Below are 20192 nucleotides of genomic sequence, written 5' to 3'. Positions count from 1 at the left end.
ACTTCTTTACAGATGACGGCCCAAAAGGGAGATCTGCTTTTATGAAAAGTTTTGCCCCACTACTTAGAACAAAACACAAAGTGGCTTTTGTCGGTTTGGACGTACTCCTTTTCGTGACCACGTTGTTTATCGCAACTATGATCCGCGTGGGTAATAGCCCCTTTGATATTCAAATCATCGAGCTTGTGCTTTTGACTTTATCAGTCCCCGTCATTCAGTACATCTTTGGAAACTATGACTTGGACCACATTTCGGGATTCAAGCAACTGTTGGTGCGACAAGGGATGGCTTTTGTGCTGACAACCCTGACCGCGACCACCATCACCTTTATCTTCTCCACGGATCGCGTGGGATTGTTCGGCCGAGGCGCTCTGTTAGCCAGTCTTTTATTATTTGCCACTGTATCTGTATGCTATCGATTTTTCGTTATTAACTTCTTTAAAGCTCTTAAAGGCCGTTTGAAGTGGCTGATACTTGCAGATAAAGAGGCTCAGGAAACCATCTCGAAAGACTTTTCCGATCTGGGTTTTGATGGCCAAATTGAATACTACAGTCCAGACGACCCTGCACAAAAGCTGGAAAAGCTTTTGCAATCCCCCTGGAGTACCCTGGTCATTGCCAGCCGCGAGAAAATATTAAAGCCCGAAATCAGTTCGCAAATTGTGGCGGCCAAGTGTGCTGGCGTTAATGCCATTCCAATTACTGAGTTCTATGAGCGCCATTTGCGCAAAGTGCCTTTGCACCTGTTGGACTATCAATGGTTTATTAATTCGGCAGGGTTTTCGTCAGTTTCACACCCAGTGCAACTAAGACTGAAACGTTTGATGGACATTGCGATCTCTGGAACTTTTCTGCTATTGGCCTCCCCGATTATTTTGCTGGTGGCCCTGGTGGTAAAACTTGAATCCCGAGGGCCGGCAATCTATAGCCAAAAGCGTACTGGAAAAGACAACGAGACTTTTACGATCTACAAATTCCGCTCGATGCACACAGATGCCGAAAAGAATGGCGCTGTCTGGGCAGCAAAGAACGACAACCGTGTTACCAAGGTAGGTCGTTTCATCCGCCTGACTCGTCTGGACGAGTTGCCACAGCTTTGGAATGTATTGATAGGCGAAATGAGTTTCGTAGGTCCACGACCAGAGCGACCAGAGTTTAACGAAATGCTAAAGGCTCAGCTCCCGTATTATGATTTGCGCCACACCTTGCGCCCCGGTCTGACCGGCTGGGCCCAGGTGCTTTATCCCTATGGCGCAAGCATTGAGGACTCAAAAGAAAAACTGCAGTTTGAATTGTACTACATCAAACACAGCAGCATATTTTTGGATGTTATGATTATTCTAAAAACTATTGCCGTCGTGGTGGGCGCTAGAGGGCGCTAACCTTTAAGCTAAAGCGTTCCGCCTTGGCCTTCCAGGTTTCACTGGCCTGCAGATATCCAAGCGCTGCAGGGCCTTTGGAAACGCGACAACCCGCATGCAGGTCACGCACGACATCCGCAAACTCGTTACCATCATTTGCAATAAACAGATACTCGCCCAGCTTTACCACTTCCGGTAATGCCGTTGCTATCACCGGTCGTCCTGTGCATAGGTATTCCTTAAGCTTCAGCGGATTCAGATTGTTGGTCAGCTCGTTACGCACATAAGGCAGAATAAACATATCCATTTCAGAAATGGCCTGTGGCAACTGCGTATAACTAACAGCACCTTTAAAGTAAATGTTCTTTTGAGCCTTTAAACGACTGACGTCACAAACGACATTGCCAATGATTTCAATCGAGGCATCAGGCAATGCCTTCGCCAAATCCAAAAGAATCTGCTGGTCACTGCGTTCATCAAACAATCCGAAATAGCAAAGTTTCAATTTCCCTGTGGAGGTTTTAGGGCCAATATTGAAATGACCGAACTCCACCCCGTGAGTCAAAAGCACCGTTTCCGTTTTTCCGTTGGACTTGGATTTTACCAGGGCTTCAGAGGTCGCAAATACAAGATCCGACTTGGCCAAAAGCCTCTGCTCCATTTTACGAACCATATCGTAATCAAGTCCCGGCCAAAGAGAGAACTCATCGACACAAACATAGACTTTCAATGTCTCGTTGAAGTCCCCGACGTAGTCGCAGGAGTTCGGTACGGAAGTGACTGTGATGATGTCTTTGAACTTCAGGCCTTGGATGGCTTTATTCACGGCCCTCGCGACACTCCAGCGATTAAAGGCCCGAACCAGTGAAAACTGATTCAAGGGAATCATAAAGGGCGATACGATTGATATGTTTGCCGGGACTTGGCGCTGTACCTGCGGCGTCTTTGAACCGAACCAACCGGCAAGCTTTCCAGCAATTCTTTTCAGATCATACAAATTGAACTTCGGGGATCTTAAACCAATTGTTTCAACCCAGATAAAGCGATTCGACAGAAAAAGTGGACGAAGCAAATGCTCAAGGGAATGCGGGTGCCGGGCGAAATCCTCGCCAAACACAATCAAATCCCTGTTCTGCAAAAGCTTGTCGTTATTCATTAGCGTTGTGCCTTTTTCCAAATATCCACAGTCGAACGTTGTTTACGCCAGAAAAGAAAACCTTTGAACGCCGCCAAGTTCACATTGCAGTAATAGTACGACAAATAGAAGACACCGACCTTAGCACCCGTCTTATCCAATTGATATCCAATCAGGGCCATCAGATAAAAGGCCACCTGCAAACCCAGGAAGACGGCATAGAATGCCCCGGCACCCACCAACAGGGTATTTGAAACCAAAATCAAAGCCAACAACGCCCACATGAAATAGCGCAGAGTTTTATGAATAAAGAATTGAAAGCCAAACCAACTGGCCACAGGGTTCAAAAGTTTTTTATAAAGTGAAATAACCTGAATGCCGCCGTAAACCATGCGGGACTTCACATTGAAATCATCTTTTAGAGTGATGGAAGCTTCCTCTTCGGTGATAGCTTCCTGATCATAGATAACACGCTTCCCCTGCTCCAGAATATTGAAGGTGATCACCAGATCATCATTGATCAATTCGCGGGGAACTTCTTTGTACAGATTTTTTCGAAGAGCAAAGATCTCTCCATCAGCCGTCGGTATTGATCCCAAGTGGGATTCCGCCTGCTTCAATGCAGATTCATAGTGCCAGTAAAGATTGTCGCCGATGGAGGCCTTGCGATCCTGGTGCTGCAGGACGCTTTTGCGACCACACACTCCACCGATACTTTCATCCGCGAAGTGGCGTACAAGTTTTGAAATAGCATCCGGACGAAACATCGAATTTCCATCAGAGAAAACAATGATTTCGTTCTTCGCGGCTGCAACTGCACGATTCAGAGCAGCGGTTTTGCCCTGACGCTGGGGTTGAAACATAGAGATCACACCCTGCGCACTGAATTCGCTGACTATCTCTGGAGTTCGATCGGTCGAGCCGTCAGAGACAATGATGAATTCTATCTTATCCTTGGGATATGCCGTTTTCAGGTCACTTAATATTTTTTCCCGGATGATGCGCTCTTCGTTATAAGCGGCAATAACGAATGACACAGAGGGAGTGATTTCGGAAATTTTATGTTTCATTTTAAATACGCGCGACACCAGATACACAAGCAAACCAAAAAGCACGTAGTGCAAGCAAATCGCCACAAAAACGATCCAAAATAAAATCAGCACCAAGATCATAGGGCCCGATCCTTTTTCTGCTGCGCAAGCGCCGCCAAAACGAACAAATGCAAAAGCACCAAGTCTTTATACGAAATCCCCACTGTCAGCGATGCCGCAGCCAGAATAAAATAAGAAGTAATCAGAAAGTAGCGCTCAGGATTTTGCGAGCGCCAAACAGCCAGCCAGGCCCAAATCAAAATCGCGGCAAAGGCCACAAAACCCACGACACCCAGCTCGGCAAGTACGTTCAGGTAAGTGTTGTGAACTTCCAGGGGCTTAAACTCGCTTTGGAAATGAGGGTACTTGGAATTGGCAAAGAAGAAGTCCCGGGCCTTGTGCATTCCCGATCCAAAAAATGGATTTTCAGCAAATACCTTAAAGCCATTTTCATAAGTCAAAAGACGGTCTGCACTGGATTTATCATTGATATCCGAAAACCTGTGCGCCAAGGAACCTTCCAAAGCAATGGCTGACACCATCGCAAGGAAACAAACGGCCGCGGCCACTTTGACAGCAGCCACCTTTGGCGAGTTTGAAAACCGGCGGGTCAATAAGAAGCCCAGGCCGACAAGCAATGCCAATATACCCATACGGGATTGAGTGACAAAGGCACAAATCACCAGGAATAGCGCTGCCACCAGATGCAGGAAAACCTGGAAGTTCTTTTTATCAATTACAGCCCGCCACGCCTGCATCAAGGCCAGAGGCACCATCATCGCAAAGAACGTACAAAGAAAGTTCGGGTCCCCATGACGAATACTTAGCAACGGGCGGCCATCATACTCGCGCGCTTCACCCAAAACGAAATAGCGATAAAGAAAATAAACGCCCAGAACGCAGTAAAAGAAAATGATCGCATTTAAAAGCAGATCACGGTTCTTCGGGCGAATCAAAAGATAATACAAACAAGGTGCAAGCAACAGAATCTTCACCAGACTTTTATATTCCCCGTCTTGCAGAATCCACAGCTGGTCACTGAAAAATGACGACAGCAACGGAGCCAAGGCATACAAAGACACCAGCAACAGCGGCAACACGATGGGATGAGAAAACGACAGCTTCTGTTTCTCTTGCAAAAAAACGCCATACGCCGTCTGTCCCACCACCAGCAGGAAAAAAATCAATTCGATATGAATTGAAAGCAGCAGTGGGACCTCCAAATGGAGTGTCGTAATGACAAGTCCCATAAAAAGTACGGCGGCAAGTAACTGCATTAGTCTCTCTTAAAAGCAAACATCAGATATTCAAACAAGAATCCCAACACCAGACCGGCCAGGATCGCCACAACTAAAATGGCTGCGGGCTTTGGCCAGATCGCCTTATCAGATACGGATGGTTCTGCGATAACACTGAACACGCGTTCTTTTTGCGATTGTGAAATCACGTGCTCGAACTTCAGCTTTACCAGCTTATTTTGATAGAAGCTGCGCTCCTGAGAGTTAGCTGGGAAAGCTGCGGCTTCCTGCGTGATCTTTTCAGCCAAAGCCTGAAAATCTTCGTTGTCTTTTTGTACAGCCAAAAACTTCAGATTTTCGAAGACATTTTGATTCAGTTGCAGAGCCAATACCGGATTCGAAGACTTGACCTCGATCACATAATTGTTTTCATCAGCACCAGTGAACTGAACATTCACCAGGCTTTTCAAAAACTTCACTTTGGATGATTCAGAAGAAAACTGTGCCGTTGCGGCTTTCGCCTCTTCGTTTGCGGCCAGGAACTTTTTAATCTGTTCATCAGTAACAGTCGCACTGCCGATATTCAGACCATCGCGAATCCAGATCCAACGATTGCGGGATTCATCAGACCCATTGTCCGGATTTTCTATTTTCATGCGAAAGATCGCAGCCCGGCTGTTCGCCACGAAAGTTTTAGGCGTGACCAGAATATACGCCAGTGCCGCAACCACCACGATCAAAGTGGTCAACAAAAGTACCTTATGACTTTTCAATATTTGATTCATAGACCTGTTCCTAACAAAGCTTTCGTCATATCCACCTTGTGCTCGTTTTCACTAAGCGCCAATGCGGAAACTGTTTTTAATTCTAAATCTGATAAGGCCAGCACTGCTTGAAGTGCCGACAAAAACTGTTCGCGGGAAAAGACAAAGCAGTTCCTGCGATCTTCCAGACTAAGTCCCCGACAACCAAACTGAGTCGACAGAATGGGCAATCGTGCCGCAATAAACTCGATCATCTTCACGTTCACACCGGATCCCTGCTCAACCGGATTCAAACCAAAATCACTGGCTGCAAAGTACGGCATAATATCATCCACCCGTCCCAGAACTTTGAAGTGGGGCCCATCCTGCAATTCCTGACTGACGGTACCCACCACCAAAATCACCGCGCCCATCTCTATCAGCGTGGACCGATTTTTCTGTGCAAAGCTTTTCAAAAACTGGAAGGCTTCCTGGTTGGGTTGATACGAGGAACCTGTGAACAACAAAACCTTTTTGTCAGCGATGCCAAGCTTTTGACGAACCAGTTCACGTGCTTCTACCGACCATAAAAACTGACCGACATCAACACCGTTGGAAACCACACTGCTTTTTTCAGTCAGACCCGGCACCATTCCGACAAACTTTTGACGATCTTCCTCGGAACAAAAAAGCACGCGCTCAGCAGTCGTCAAAGCATCAACTTCAATATTTTTGACGGCTTTGGATACGAGAGCATTCCCCCACAACTCGAACTCGGCATTATGCGTGTTCAACCAAAGCGGCTTTTTTAATTGCTGCTGAAGTGGAGACAAAAATGGAAAATCCAACATCACCTGATCAGAATTGGAAAGCGCCTTCTTAAGATCGGCAGGAACAAACAACTTCAACAACCAGCTCACCCATAACGGTGGCAGTTGCAGACGATAAAAAATGAACTGGATCATTCCCCACACCGGATTCATGTTCACGGTCTCTTGAATGCTGCATTCAGGTGTGTGTGTTAATGTGGGTTTTCTTGAAAGATAGTTCTCTTTGCGGCCCGTGAGTGAATACACTTGCACATCATAGCCCAAACGCACCAAGGCCCGGCAGAGGTTCGCGCTGCGCAGTTGCCCACCCGACATCGGGGGAAAGATTTGGATGCTGGATACGAACAGGATTTTCTTCATGCGTTTCACAGGAAATTAAATGAATTCGCACGTAACTTCCACCGCAAAGCCTGTTCCATGGAGTTCCTACAATTCCGGGGTTTCACTTTAAAAAGGTCCCATTTTTTGATAGAAATTCCATCAATGATCCGCAAGAAGAACGTATTGCATTTGGTGGAACACTTGTACCTGGGAGGCATTGAACGCCTTCTGGAGCAGCTTGCTTTGCACACGGGCGAAGGTGCTCGCCTTCACTTTTTTACCTATGAGACTAAAAGTTTGGCAGGCATTGGCCAGGCCATTCAGGACGCTGGCTTCCCGGTATTTACCTATAAGAAGTCCGCTGGCCGCGATTGGAATCTGGTTAAGGAACTCATCAAGGTCATCAAGGATAACCAGATCGACGTCATTCATACTCATGATTTTGGTCCTACAGAGTACGCAGTACTTCTGAAGATGCGCTTTCCCCGCCTGCGCCTGGTGCACACTCAACACACCATGCATCACTTCATCATCAAGCCTCAGTATCGGTACTTCTTCCAGTTTGCGAGCTACTTCTATCACGAAATGATCGGGGTCTCGGGCTTCGTTAAAGATTCAATTGTTGAAAACTGCCCGTTGGTAAATCGCTCTGTTTTGACGGTGATCCCGAATGGCGTCGACACCAGTAAATTTGTGCCGACTCCAGAAGTGAATCCAGCAGGCACATCTCTGCACATGGTTAGCATTGCCCGTATTTCCTACGAGAAAAACCTGGAATACCTGTTCAACACTTGCCGCCTGTTAAAAGATGCCGGAATTCCATTTACCTTTGATCATGCGGGAACTTCCAAAACTCCCGAACCTCGTGAAAAACTTGAAAACTTCATTAAGGCGCATGGTCTTGAGTCCCAGGTCACTATGCACGGCTTTAAGAATGATGCCTCTGAGGTTTTGGCAAAAGGAGACATCTTCTTAAGCTCCTCTATTCGCGAAGGTCATCCGGTTGCGGTACTTGAAGCCATGGCCACAGAAAAAGTCTGCCTGTGCAGCGATATCGCTCCCCACCGCGAGACTTCCCATGGGGCCTTGGAACTTTATGATCTTCAGGATGAAAGTGCTTTATTTAATATTCTTAAGCAAATGCACACGAATAAAGTCTCTTTGACCGAGCGTAAAAAGCATTCCCGTGAAATAGTTCTTAAACACTATTCCCTAGAGAAAATGGTGCAAAGTTATGTCGAAACTTATCGCTAACTCAAAGAAATCCAAACATCCGATTGCTTTAAGTTTTGACGTTGAAGACTGGTTTACCGTCAGAAACATGCGGGATTTTGTCTCTGATTCTGAATGGGACAAGCAGGAAATGCGCGTTAACATCGGGATGGATTTCATCCTGAATGCTTTGGCGGGAAAAAACATCAAGGCGACATTTTATATTCTGGGCTGGTTGGCTGACCGTGCGCCTGAGCTCATTAAAAAAATCGCAGACCAAGGACACGAAATCGGCTGCCACAGCTACCAACACACGCCGATTGATCTTCTAGATCCAAAATCCTTCGAGGCTGATTTAAAAAAGGCCGTGGCTGCTTTGGAATCAGTTTCTGGCAGGAAGATCAAAGGTTTTAGAGCTCCCAGCTTTTCCGTTATGCATAAGACTTCTTGGGCTTTACCGATCATTCGCGATTGCGGTTTAGAATACGACAGCTCGATTTTCGTCACGTCTCACCCGGATTATGGCGTAAAGGACTTTCCAACGGCGATCACCACAGTAAGTGGTTTAACTGAAGTTCCTCTTAAAAAATCCAAGTTCTTTGGCGCTCAGGTCCCGGTGTGCGGTGGTGGTTACTTCCGTATGCTTCCCTATGCGATGACTAAATCCGCTTTAAAACAAGATCTGCAGTCAGGTCCCGTGGTCATGTATTTCCACCCTTGGGAATTCGATCCTGAACAACCACGCGTGGCTTTGCCAGCGATTAAACGCTTCAGACACTATGTAGGTCTGAATAGCAATCGCGATAAGTTCTTGAGTCTATTGAATGACTTTGAATTCACCACGGTTGAAAGCCTGGTTCAAGATGCCAAAGCCAGCAACAACCTAAGCAGTTACACTTTTAAAAACTAATTTATTTTTACTGATCCAAAGCAGATTGTAACTCTGGATCGCCTGCAGGTACGTCGTGATAAGCCTCAGTCAGATAAGGACTGTTCGGATCACGGCGCTTTTCATTGGGGAAAAGCGCAATCAAATACGGTTTGAAAACCGGGCTGCCAATACTAACTTTTCCATAAAGGCCGTCATAAAGTGCCACACAAAGATCTTCCGCACAAAGTTCACCACTGAAATGCGAAGTCGGAACGGGACGCGGATTAAGTTCGATGATGTAGGCATCCTGAGTTTTTTCGTCAATGATGAAATCCAAAGAGCCAAATCCTGAATAGTTCAATTTTGAAGCCGACACCATCACGGCATTTCTGACTTCGGGATTATCAATACCCTTCACAACACTGGATGGCCCAGTTGCTCCGGGATAAGTCTTATGTTTCAACATTGGATTGATCGCAAAGACATGACCGTTCTTAGCCACGAAAGGCACCAGACCCACAGGACCTGAAATGTATTGCTGCAATGAAATTCCTGCTTCAGTGGACTCTTGCACCACGAACACCAGGCGCTTGATCAATTCTTTAAGCTTCTTCGAGAATCCGACCGTCGAGTGTTTGGCAAAACCTTTGCGAAGATCCACTTCGTTTTGGCAAACCGTAACCCCAGAGGCGCCATAGCCAAAATCGAATTTCAGAACCACAGGGTATCCGAATGAAGAAACTTCCTGCAGAGCCATTTCCAGACTATCGACGCGGGTATTTTTAGGAACACGCACTCCCCACTCGCGGCAATTTTCCACGAAGCGGGATTTGTTTAGAACAACAGAATCAAATTCCCGAGGCGCTGTGAACTGGCGCAACTTCTTGGATAAAAAACCAAGACCCGGAATTTTGGATGAGGTATTAGCCAGGTTCTGCATCGCTAATAATGCATCTTCGTCCCCTGGCAGGATGATGTCCGCTTTAAAGCGCAACATCGCAGTCAGAATCCAAAGATAAACCAATTTGGACCGGGTGAATGTAAAGGTCGGATAAGTCATGACCTGATTTAAAAACTTTGTTTTGGACAGAAAACTGCCTGTAGGACACAAGGCCACCACGTCGAAGCCCGCTCGGGAAAGTCCCGATGGCAGGCGACTAATTCCCGTCCAGTCTTTAGCTAAAGCGATGATCAAAACTCTTTTAGTCACGGGCGACCTCAAGCTTCTTAATCAATCGAAGTTTGATGAACACCTTTTTAATCACGCTGAACAAGTGCTCGGCTTCTTCGGGACGAACCAGGTTGATCCGGCAGGCAAAGAAGAAGTAAACCACCGCATAAACGCTGGAGCTGGCTGCCAGCACCCAGAATGGATGCCATGTTAGATTGTAGAAGGCTGCACGGGCTATCAATCCAAAGACCACCGAAAGCATGACGGTCTTGCCTAAATCCTTCCAGATGAAAAGATTCAGAACATTTGTCTTCAACAAACGCGCTCCGATGAATAGTCCTGAAATATTGATGAAGGCAACTGCCAGAATTTTACCCCATAATACAGCCATTGGGCCGATGTAGTAGGCTCCACCCACAATCATCAATAGTCCCAGCACCACTCCCAGCACTTTGATTTTCAAAGCATAACCGGTATTGGAGGTCGAACGAAATAAAGGCTCAGGATTCAAGCACGCGATAAAAATATAGAAATTAAAGACAATGAAAAATGGTACGCTCTCGACATACTTGTCCGAGAAAATAAACACAATCATCTCTTTGGCAAAGAACATCATGTAAATGGTGAATGGGACTACCACCAAAAATAGACTGCGGGTCATCCGGCGCCAGGTTTCCGCTGCCTTTTCATAATTCTTACTTTTGATGTTGTCGATAAGCTCAATATTCACCAGCTCGTACAGTGACGTGCGCAGCGAATTCACAATGGGATTTTCAAAACAGCCCACAGAATAGAAGGTAAATTGTCTGACATTGTAGAACGATGAAATGAACAGATTTTCCATGTTCAGAATATTCTGAACAATGCGGGAAACCCCCAGCGGCAGACCATAGCGGGCCTGATCCATAAAGAACTTATGGGCATCGCGGTAGCGCACGCCTTCGCGAACTTTGTGAGTGTGCATGGTGTACATCATCCACAGCATACGCAGAGTCATCAGAAGTGACAAAAGCGCCAAGGCAATGAAAATGGAATCAAACAAAATGAAGGCGCCCATGATCGCCACGGACTTTAACAGCTCAGTCCCGGCATCCAAATAGAGGCGCGCCTTAAAACGGTTGAAGTTGATCAGGAACCCTTCGATTTGTAGTGAACACAACGTCACGGCAATCAGGTACCCCAGGATCGGCAGATATTGAGCAAGATCCGGATTGTTCAACAGGGCTGCGATATCAAAGCGGAAGACCGTCATCATCAAGGCCAGGAAGCCCGTGACCAGCACGTTGAAAACCAAAGCGTTCAGACTGAACAGCGGGAAGTTCTTTTTATCCCAGCGCAGAAAATAGAAAACAGAATCATCCAGCCCCAGGTTTAAAGCCACCTGAGCAAACCAATAGATCAGCGTCACCTGCTTATAGGTTCCGTAAGTATCGACCTCCAGATGACGGCCCAAGTACATAGGAATCGCAAACGAGAAAATCACGCCGAATATTCGCGCGCCCGTTAATAATGCAACTCTGTTGAAGCCTTCTTTGTGCTGCTGCATCTAGGGGTTCACCTTTACACCGCCAACATAGGCATCAGGGATTAATCCTGTCTGGTGACGGGAAATCTCTTTCAGGGGATTTTCATGTATATCCAGTTGGGAAAGATTTGGAAGAGTGAGGGCGCCAGGTTCGATGCTTTCGATCCGGTTCGCATCGACGATCAAAGTTTTCAATGCCGAGGCCCCCGCAAGCCCCGCTTTTGTCAGGACCGCCAGATTATTGCCGCGCAGGTTGAGTACCTGCATTGAGGATAACCCTGCCAAGGCCCCTTGTTCGATTTGGGAGATTCTATTATTCTCCAAATCAATCGTAACAACGGATCTTGCACCCCTAAAAACGCCACGAGACATCTGTCTCAGTTGATTGCCCTGCAATTGCAGACGACGCAGGTTTTTTAAGGGCTCCAACATAAACGCCGGCAAATGTACCAATTGATTGTTTTGCAAAGACAGCTCCTGCAAAGACTGCAAACCATTGAAGGCGCCCGGATGGATGCGCTTTATCGAATTTGAATCCAGCACCAAGCTTCGCAGGGAGTCCAACCCCACGAAGCCGTTAGCCGGGATATCTGTCAGAACAGCCTCGGTTTTTAGAAACTGCAGCTGTGCCAGATCTTCAGAAGAAACCTCCTGGCAGCTGGACGCCCCCAGGGACTTGGCAATGGCAACGCCCAGATCGCCCCGATCACAGATATTGATCAAGGAAGCCGCGTGAGCGGAGAAGGACATTAGGAGCACTAACGTTCCTGAAAAGATGCTTAAAACGAGCCTACTGCTACACATGATTCCGCGGATATTCGCATAGAAAGGGCACTATAAGTTATACCTTTCCCAAGGACTGAAAAAAGTACCGTTCCCGAATGACTGACCAGGGTTTGGTCACCTCCTGCAAAGATTTCATCAGTTCGTGGAGCACTTTAAATGCCCGTTCACAGAGGGTAAATCTAAGGGCTCATTTTCAAACGGAGAAATCATTGTGAGAAAACTGCTGACTTTAGCACTCTTGCTTATCCCTTACGCGGCATCTGCCAACGCCGATGCTCCAGCGATTTCTGCGTGGGTTCCCACAGGCAGTTCGAAAATCAGCGCGAGCTATTTTGGCTACTATTCCAGCGAAGTGAATGACTTCAATACCGGCAACGGCAGTGTCTACATGTACAATCTGCTGGCACTGAACTACAAACTGGATCAACGCTTTACGGTAAGCGTGCGCCCCACTTTCACTTATGATTCTGAAGGTGTGCGCTATGGGTATGAGATGCCGTCCAAAACTGAAATGGCGGATTCGCATATTGCCTTGATCGACAAAACTCCACTAAGTCTTCCGTACGACATCAAAACCAAAGCGATCTACAAGCTTTTCGTTCCGACGGCTCCTGATCAAATTGAAGCAGGAACTTATGGTGGTGTGGGAATGGATTTTGAGGCGGCTCGCGATTTGCCGATGGGTTTTTCTGTCGGTTATTATGGTCGCGGCTGGGCCCTGGCGCAAAAGAACAGTACTTACATTTCTAACGAAGGTAAGACTCCCCGTATGAAAGCCACGCAAAGCGGTCAGATCGAACATTGGTTGCGCGCGACCAAGTACTTCGGTGACAGACTGAATGTTTCCCAGGGCGTGGGCGTTAAAGATGAATTCTACAACGGTAGCGATGACGAAAACCAACGTCATGAAGCCTTCCAGTCATTGGAAACGAATCTGAATTTCTCAGTGAACGACAATATCGATCTTTCGCTTGGTGTTGCTCAGTCCACGCCGGCATCGCAGCCATTTAAAATCTACGACAATGAATATACTTCCTATGTGATCATGACTTCCGTCAGGATGTAATTTGTGAAAATCGGCCTGGTCGTTTCTGAACATTTCAACTCCAAGTACGCCCTTGAGTTCATCAGGGACGTGCAGGCATCTGCATTTGCGGAAGTCAGAGTTGTCAGAAGATCAGATGCAAATGAACCTAAGGCGCCGACCTGGTTGTCAAAAAAACTTCTGAATACGATCATTGGTCTGGATGTAAGATTTCTGAACTCGACGGCTTACCGGGGCCACCTGAATAAGGCGCCATCACAAGATCTTGAAGTTTTAGCTGCCTCTTCGACAGAGGAGTTTGATTTCCTGGTTTCCCTGAATGCGGAGCCCGTTGATAAGACATTACTGTTGAAGTCAAAGAACGGTGCTTTGTTAGTCGAAGCCGGCATTCCCTCTGGAAAAACCGGCTTTCTGGGGTTTTGGGAAGTTCTGAACAAAAAAGCGGTCACTCCATTTCGCATCCGTTTGCAAACAACGGAAAAAATCGAGAATGTTCTGACAGGACAATTACTAACTCAATCCAGCTTTCTGCTGAACCAGGCCTATGTCAGCCGCAAATCTTTGTCTTATTTGACTCAGTACCTGCAAAAGAAATCCCTCAATCCGGATTTTTCCTGGGCACACTTGCAAGGAAACGAAGATCAGAATTGGGAAGTGCAAACGCCATCCAGTCTAAGCCTTGCAGCTTACTTGGGAAAACGCATTTTCAGAACCATCCGTCAAAAAGTTCAGTCACTGCAAAACAAGGATCAGCACTGGAATGTGGCGTTCATTCGGGACAACTGGCAGCCTTTGCAATTAGCGAAGGGCTCCCCTTTTGAATACTGCAACGATCAGTTTTTCGCGGACCCATTTGTTATTCATCGTGACGGCCGTGATATTTGTTTTGTCGAAGAATACGATTACAAAACCGGTTTGGGCCATATTTCCGCGTTTGAACTGAAAGAAGACAAAGCCATCTCCCTTGGTCCGGTGATCAAAGAATCCTTTCACATGTCATTTCCGTATTTGTTCGAATATCAGGGTCAGCTTTACATGTGTCCCGAAACTTCCGGATCCAAAGAGATCCGAATCTACAAATGCCTTGAGTTCCCGCTAAAATGGGAATTTGAAAAGTCCTTGATGAAGAATATCGCAGCCGTAGACAGCTTGCTATTCGAACAAGACGGCCTGTGGTGGATGCTGACCAATATGGATTCCCTGCAAAAGAATGACAACTGCACGGAGCTGCATGCCTTTTATGCGGATTCTCCGCTAAGTGAATCCTGGACGGCCCATGCGATGAATCCTTTGATCATCAATCCACTGGTGGCGCGCAATGGTGGTATGGTTCGCGATGGCGGTAAAGTTTACCGTGTATCCCAAACCCAGGAGTTCGGTGTCTATGGCGCCAGTTCTCGCATCAATGAAATTCAGCGTCTGACCAAAACTGAATATAGCGAAAAAACTCAGACGAAAATAAAAGCTGATTTCTTCAAAAATATTTACGGCACCCACCATTTGCACAGCAACGGGTCCGTAACTGTTTATGACTTCTGCAAAAATATCAAGGTGAGTCGATGATGGCACGTTCTGAAAAAAACATCCTGATTCTTGATGGCGATATGGTTTCCTCTTTGGCAATCGTGCGCTCGCTGGCCTTAAAAGGCTGGAATGTTCATGTGGCCAGCCCTGTGGAACATGGCATCGCCAGCACGTCCCGCTTTGTAAAAAGCAAAATGATTCATCCCGATCCGCTGAAGTCCGAAAAAGACTTTCTGTTGTGGTGTGAGTTCGCTCTTTCCGGAGATCGCTTTGACCTGATCATTCCCGTCACAGAGCGTACCCTGGTGCCACTGATGAAACTTCGCCAGCACCCGCAAGCCAAAAAACTGGCGATGGCCGCAAACGACGCCTTGGAAAAGGTTCTGGATAAAAACAAAACCACAGAACTTGCGATGCAGCTGGGACTGCCTCTGCCAAATAACTTCACTCTGACCACACAGGAAGAAGGCCGCAGATTTGTGGATCAGCCTGCCGTTATGGAGAGCCTGCTTTCCCAGGGACCATTGGTTCTTAAGCCAGGCCGATCCATCGGTACAGGCAAAGAAGGCCGTAAGAAACTGGAAGTGAAGTATGCCTTCACCCAGGAAGAGGCGCGCAGTAAAATCGAAAATCTTTTGAACTTCGGCGAAGTGATCGTTCAGGAATACTTTCAGGGCTTGGGTGTGGGTGTTAATGTCCTGGCTTCCAACGGAGAGGTCCTTTACGCCTTCCAGCATCAACGCGTGCACGAACTGCCACTGACTGGTGGCGCAAGCTGCCTGCGCAAAAGCGTGAAGGTTGAATCTGCACTCCTGGCAGCCACAGAAAGCCTGATGAAGGCGCTATCCTGGACTGGCGTTGCCATGGTTGAGTTTAAATGGAATCCACAAACAGGCCGCTTCATTCTGGTTGAAATCAACGGCCGCTTCTGGGGTTCACTTCCTTTGGCCGTCGGCGCCGGTGCCGACTTCCCGGCGATGCTGGCTGAGCTAATATTGGAAAATCGCGTGAGCTCTACACAAGCCTACACACCCGAAATCTACGCGCGTAATTTAAAGACCGATCTGCAATGGTATGAACAAGTGTTGCGAGGAGAAGCTCCCCGTCGGTTTAAAGGTCCGTGGCAGAACAAAAAAGAAATGTTGAAAGATGCGCTTCGCATTTTTTCACCTCGCCATGTTTTGGATGTGGAGAAATGGTCCGATCCCGTTCCAGGTCTTTTTGATATCATGAAGATCGGTTCAAGCTACTTAAACCGCATCAAGGATATCTTGATCGTCCTTAAACAGCTGCAGCACCATCGCTTTGCCTGGACAACAGGGAAAGCACAAAAATGCCTGCGCGGATCCAAAAAGATTCTTTTCATTTGCTATGGAAATATCAATCGCAGCGCTTTGGCTGAAAGATACTTCAAACAAATTGCACCGAATTCAAAGGTCGAAGTGATCTCTGCCGGCTTCCATTCTGAAGATCATCGCCCTGCAGATCCTGTGATGATTGAAGAGTCGCGCAAGCTGGGGATCAACATGGACAATTGGTCCTCGCACAAGGTGACTGAGGAAATGTTTGAATCCAGTGACGCCATTTTGGTGATGGAAAATGAGCACTGGTTGCGCATCAAAGCCGAATATCCAAAATACGCGGAAAAGACGTTCCTGTTAGGCTTTGCGGCTGCAGATGTTCCCAAGCGCGGAGAGATACAGGATCCTTATGGAAAGTCCCGTAATTTTTACCAGAGAGCGATTTGTGAAATCTCCTGTAGTATCGCTGGTTTAATAAACATCATCAACCTGTAATAAGTTTATTTAAAATGCTCTTGCCTGTTTTGCGGGCAAGACGTATTCACTGCTGCCCACAAAAAAATCGTTACGCCAAATTTCACGAGGTTTATATGAAGAAATCCTTAGCGCTAAATGCGGCCCTGTTCTGCGGAAGTTTACTGATCACAGCAACCGCGTGCAGCAGCACTGGAATCGTTCGTTCAACAGAGGCTTACAACTTCAACGAACGCAAAGACGTCACTTCAAAAATCGTTGTGGATTTGAGCAAAAAGGGTCAAACCATTGACCGTGCCTTCTATGGCTCTCACCTGGATTCATTCTCCCAACCTCCGGCGGCAAACCTGGTTCAGGAATTGGGAATCGGCAGAATCCGTATCGGTGGTAACGAGTACGATGTTTTCAACTGGAAGAACAATCTTAGTTACACAAAAACTGGCGTTCACAATCTTTTGGGCTTGGGCGGAATCTCGGCTTTGCTTCGTGAATACAAAGTGGGCGGTATCTTTCAAATCAACCTTTCCGGTTATCAACCGATTTTGGAAGGTAACAGCGTTGTACTGAAAAACTCTTTCAATGCAGAATCAGCTTACGAAATGATCAAGGTTCTAAACGGTCAGTTGAAACTTGGCATCACAGACATCTCTTTGGGTAACGAGCCGGAACAATGGCACGAAACTCATCCTCATACAAAAGCGTACTCTGAAGACAGTGGTATCTCTGCTGACGAATACATCGAAAGATATATCGCGTTTGCAGTGGCGGTTCGCCAGGCTCAGGAAGAAAATAACGGTGATGCGAACTCCATCAAAATCTGGGGTCCTGAAATTTCATCTTCATGGTTGGATTGGAACACTGGTAACTTCACAAAAGATTGCCAATGGAGTCCGACTGTTCGTGGTCAGGTAGACTGCAAATACGGTGATGGCAGCTTCACTCATTTCATTCCATACTTCCTGGATCGTTTGGCAAAAGCGGAAAAAGACCCGGCTGTGAACCCAAAAGGTTATAAACTTTTGGATAATTTTGCATTCCACTACTATCCAAACTTCAGAACAAAAATCGACGATGTGAACTCTATCGTAAAAGATGCTGAAGGCCGCCAATGGGTTTCCAAAATCCTGGAAGGCACACGTCTTCTTCATGACTCCACTTACACGAATACGATCGACATCAGCTCTTACAGAAATGCGAATCCAAACATCATCCCTCGCATGAAGGGCTGGTTGAAGGCTTACTATCCAAACGCGAAACTTGTGATCAACGAATTCGCTGTGGACTCTGACTGGAGAAGCAACACGTACCACCCGATCATCCGTCCTCTATATATTGCTGATACTTTGGGTATCGCGGCGAAAGAAGGCGTTTCTTTCTTTAATAACTTTGCCTTGAGCAATAAAGAAGGCTCCAACATCCCATGGGCGATGCTTGAGGGTGGCACTAAGAAAACCAACAACTTCTACACCTACGCCCTTTACACGAATCACTTCAAAGGCACGATGGTGTCCACGGACGACAACATGGGTGACGTGGTGAACGCTTACGCAACTGCAGGAGCGCAGTTCGTGAACGTGGCTATCGTAAATAAAAGCCCTGCGGACAAAACCGTTCAAATCTATATCAAAAACGGTAACACCCGTAAGGTTGCTACATATGTAGTACCAGGCTGGTCGACTTCAATCCTGAAGCTGGAGCAGAATCCATCCAGATTCGCTAAAGGCTTCGAAGTTAACAAGTTCGGCGCAGATCAAATGGGCATCGCTAAGGATACAAATTACAAATAGTTTAATTCCTCCTCACTTTTCGATGTGCTTTGACAGTATTTTTTGGTATTGGGAACGCATTTCGTGGAATTTCACAGAATATAAAGGAACGTTATATGAAAATGGTTTCATTTGCCCTGTTGTGCGCGGGTTTGATGACTGTCTCCGGCGCAAAGGCCAATGACATTGGTAATGACATGTCAACTGGTTACGGCTGGTACTTGAACTACGACTGGTTGAACCAGATCGTGAACAATACTCCGACTAAAAACGTGGTGTGCCCGACTCTTGAAGTCGATAGCGCATTGACCACTGACTATAAAGTGGCCCTACAAAGCAGCTTCTATGCAAACGCGACTGGCTCTATCGGCAAATGGTTCCCGAAGAATGAAGTTTGGGCTGCATTCTCTATGGGACCGATGGTTAATCAATTCGGTATCACTTTCGGTAAAGTTCGCACTTTGAAAGAACTTGAACAGGAAAAAAACAAAAAACTTCCAACGACTGTTCGTGAGTTGAACAAATGGGATGTTAAAGATTCTGCTTACTGGGAATCCCAAGGTGGTGTTTCATTCTATCTTGGCACAGGCACTGAGCCAATCAGCGTGGGTGTATTCGCAGTCGCAACCGGCGGTTGGGCGAATTACCTTGAAAAGACAGCTCCAACAAAAGTTTACGTTGAGAGAGCTAAAAAATACGTAAAATCCATCAACGTGGGCGCGGGCATGTTCTACACGTCTGTGGGCGCTGATGCTGTGATTGAAAAAGCCAAAGGCTTCAACTACGAATTCGACCTTTCCCGTCCAGAAAATGCAGAAGCTTTTGAACGCTTCATGGCCGGTGAGACGACTAAAGCTTATGACCTTTCAAGAATTGAAGGTTCTGGCGTAGTTAAAATCGCTGACACGACTTTGAGCAAATTCGGTAAATCGTTCGGTGTAAGCCTTTCGACTCCATTCATCCCAATCATTTCTTTGCGCGGCTCCCAAGGCAAAGACTACAACCACGAAGAAGAACTTTCTGTGTGGGACGAACACGTGGTTAAAGACTACGGTGTTTACACTAAGCAATCTGCAAGCCGCCTTGTAGGTCTTCACTACAAACGTGAGCGCTCGTTCAAAGGTGGAATGACTTCCACTGCAACGGGCCCGGTTTTGGCTAAAGAAACTTCTGTGAAGTTCTACGGTCAATTCAAACACGCCTACCAATCTGACTGGGGTCAGGAAGGCCGTTTGGAAAATCAAATCGAGTTTGCTAAAGACATCACTGGTTTCACGAACGAAGTTGAAACTTGCGTGAAGGTTCCAAACTTCTCGAATTCTTTGAAATACAACCAGGTTATCCTGAACATGAATCTTTCTGATGAATACATGAGAGCGATCATCGGTCTTGGTAACAGCAGCACCGCATTCCTGAACAAGCTTCAGGCACGTGCAACGGTTCTTGATGGCAACATCAAATCCATGAATGACTGTTCTTCCAGCTATGATCCGAACAATGCTTCTGGTCAGGACAGAGCTTGCCGCGGCAACTCGGTTGACGGTGCATTCGCGGGTATTAAGAAAGCCGTAGCGCAAATCAAGTCTTCAATGGGCCGTGACAGAAACGGTTTCTCTGCGGGCATGGCGAACCTTGGTAAAGCTGTTTGGTCGAACCCAGGAGTTTTCAAAGCATTCTACGAGCAGGGTAAAACTTGCGGTATGGATTTCACTTTTGAAGTTTCCGGTCAAAGAATCAACCGCTTCTATAAAAACCAAAAGTACGGCTACACTCCTAGCTGTGTGAACAACTAAGCAGA

Annotated in this window: 16 protein-coding genes; 8 read left to right on the top strand and 8 right to left on the bottom strand. The window is 46.7% G+C overall.

From position 1 onward, the window contains the following. The first annotated feature begins 41 nt into the window (after positions 1–41). Entirely contained in the window at positions 42–1382 is a 1341-nt protein-coding gene (locus ACLVWU_RS04560) for an exopolysaccharide biosynthesis polyprenyl glycosylphosphotransferase (RefSeq protein WP_413577684.1), read from the top strand. Here the strand turns inward: ACLVWU_RS04560 and ACLVWU_RS04555 are convergent. The 5 genes from ACLVWU_RS04555 to ACLVWU_RS04535 are packed head-to-tail and all read right to left on the bottom strand — an operon-like array spanning position 1369 to position 6758. Beyond that, a complete protein-coding gene (locus tag ACLVWU_RS04555; protein WP_413577682.1) occupies positions 1369–2517 on the bottom strand; it encodes a glycosyltransferase in 1149 nt (382 codons plus the stop codon). The two genes, ACLVWU_RS04560 and ACLVWU_RS04555, sit on opposite strands and share 14 nt — an antisense overlap. Further along, complete coding sequence (locus ACLVWU_RS04550; protein WP_413577680.1) at positions 2517–3668, bottom strand: glycosyltransferase family 2 protein; 1152 nt, start codon at positions 3666–3668, stop codon at positions 2517–2519. Before ACLVWU_RS04550 ends, ACLVWU_RS04555 begins: the two co-directional genes overlap by 1 nt. Further along, on the bottom strand, positions 3665–4864 hold the full coding sequence (locus tag ACLVWU_RS04545; RefSeq protein ID WP_413577679.1) for an O-antigen ligase family protein: 1200 nt from the start codon (positions 4862–4864) through the stop codon (positions 3665–3667). The genes ACLVWU_RS04550 and ACLVWU_RS04545 overlap by 4 nt, the downstream gene beginning before the upstream one ends. Beyond that, positions 4864–5610, bottom strand: coding sequence for a hypothetical protein (locus tag ACLVWU_RS04540; protein WP_413577678.1), 747 nt, complete (start codon positions 5608–5610; stop codon positions 4864–4866). Before ACLVWU_RS04540 ends, ACLVWU_RS04545 begins: the two co-directional genes overlap by 1 nt. Further along, positions 5607–6758 (bottom strand): glycosyltransferase family 4 protein, encoded by a 1152-nt coding sequence (locus ACLVWU_RS04535; protein WP_413577677.1) that lies wholly within the window; start codon positions 6756–6758, stop codon positions 5607–5609. Before ACLVWU_RS04535 ends, ACLVWU_RS04540 begins: the two co-directional genes overlap by 4 nt. A 123-nt stretch (positions 6759–6881) precedes the next feature. On the opposite strand from ACLVWU_RS04535, the gene ACLVWU_RS04530 reads away from it, so the two are divergent. Continuing rightward, positions 6882–7973: a glycosyltransferase family 4 protein gene (locus ACLVWU_RS04530; protein WP_413577675.1), complete on the top strand. Its 1092-nt coding sequence runs from the start codon at positions 6882–6884 to the stop codon at positions 7971–7973. Further along, a complete protein-coding gene (locus ACLVWU_RS04525) occupies positions 7954–8841 on the top strand; it encodes an XrtA system polysaccharide deacetylase (RefSeq protein ID WP_413577674.1) in 888 nt (295 codons plus the stop codon). Before ACLVWU_RS04530 ends, ACLVWU_RS04525 begins: the two co-directional genes overlap by 20 nt. Before the next feature lie 7 nt (positions 8842–8848). On the opposite strand, the gene ACLVWU_RS04520 is transcribed toward ACLVWU_RS04525, so the two are convergent. From ACLVWU_RS04520 to ACLVWU_RS04510, 3 genes are read right to left on the bottom strand one after another with little or no spacing between them, the layout of a single operon-like run. Continuing rightward, complete coding sequence (locus ACLVWU_RS04520) at positions 8849–10012, bottom strand: ATP-grasp domain-containing protein (protein ID WP_413577672.1); 1164 nt, start codon at positions 10010–10012, stop codon at positions 8849–8851. After that, positions 10005–11519: a lipopolysaccharide biosynthesis protein gene (locus ACLVWU_RS04515; protein ID WP_413577670.1), complete on the bottom strand. Its 1515-nt coding sequence runs from the start codon at positions 11517–11519 to the stop codon at positions 10005–10007. Before ACLVWU_RS04515 ends, ACLVWU_RS04520 begins: the two co-directional genes overlap by 8 nt. After that, positions 11520–12248: a leucine-rich repeat domain-containing protein gene (locus tag ACLVWU_RS04510; RefSeq protein WP_413577668.1), complete on the bottom strand. Its 729-nt coding sequence runs from the start codon at positions 12246–12248 to the stop codon at positions 11520–11522. A gap of 247 nt (positions 12249–12495) precedes the next feature. On the opposite strand from ACLVWU_RS04510, the gene ACLVWU_RS04505 reads away from it, so the two are divergent. The 5 genes from ACLVWU_RS04505 to ACLVWU_RS04485 all read left to right on the top strand — a co-directional run bounded on the left by ACLVWU_RS04505 (position 12496) and on the right by ACLVWU_RS04485 (position 20187). Beyond that, complete coding sequence (locus ACLVWU_RS04505; protein WP_413577667.1) at positions 12496–13350, top strand: hypothetical protein; 855 nt, start codon at positions 12496–12498, stop codon at positions 13348–13350. A gap of 3 nt (positions 13351–13353) precedes the next feature. Then, a complete protein-coding gene (locus ACLVWU_RS04500) occupies positions 13354–14892 on the top strand; it encodes a hypothetical protein (protein WP_413577665.1) in 1539 nt (512 codons plus the stop codon). After that, the gene (locus ACLVWU_RS04495) at positions 14889–16649 is read left to right on the top strand and encodes an ATP-grasp domain-containing protein (RefSeq protein WP_413577664.1); all 1761 of its coding nucleotides are present in this window, start codon (positions 14889–14891) and stop codon (positions 16647–16649) included. The genes ACLVWU_RS04500 and ACLVWU_RS04495 overlap by 4 nt, the downstream gene beginning before the upstream one ends. A gap of 95 nt (positions 16650–16744) precedes the next feature. Next, the gene (locus ACLVWU_RS04490) at positions 16745–18415 is read left to right on the top strand and encodes a glycoside hydrolase family 44 protein (RefSeq protein ID WP_413577662.1); all 1671 of its coding nucleotides are present in this window, start codon (positions 16745–16747) and stop codon (positions 18413–18415) included. Between the two features lie 95 nt (positions 18416–18510). Beyond that, entirely contained in the window at positions 18511–20187 is a 1677-nt protein-coding gene (locus ACLVWU_RS04485; RefSeq protein ID WP_413577660.1) for a hypothetical protein, read from the top strand. Positions 20188–20192 lie beyond the last annotated feature (5 nt).

Origin of the sequence: Bdellovibrio sp. HCB290, from assembly GCF_047305925.1 — a bacterium.
In the GTDB taxonomy this organism is placed as follows: domain Bacteria; phylum Bdellovibrionota; class Bdellovibrionia; order Bdellovibrionales; family Bdellovibrionaceae; genus Bdellovibrio.
Note: the sequence above shows the minus strand (reverse complement) of the source record. Positions and strands in the feature narration are given on the sequence as shown.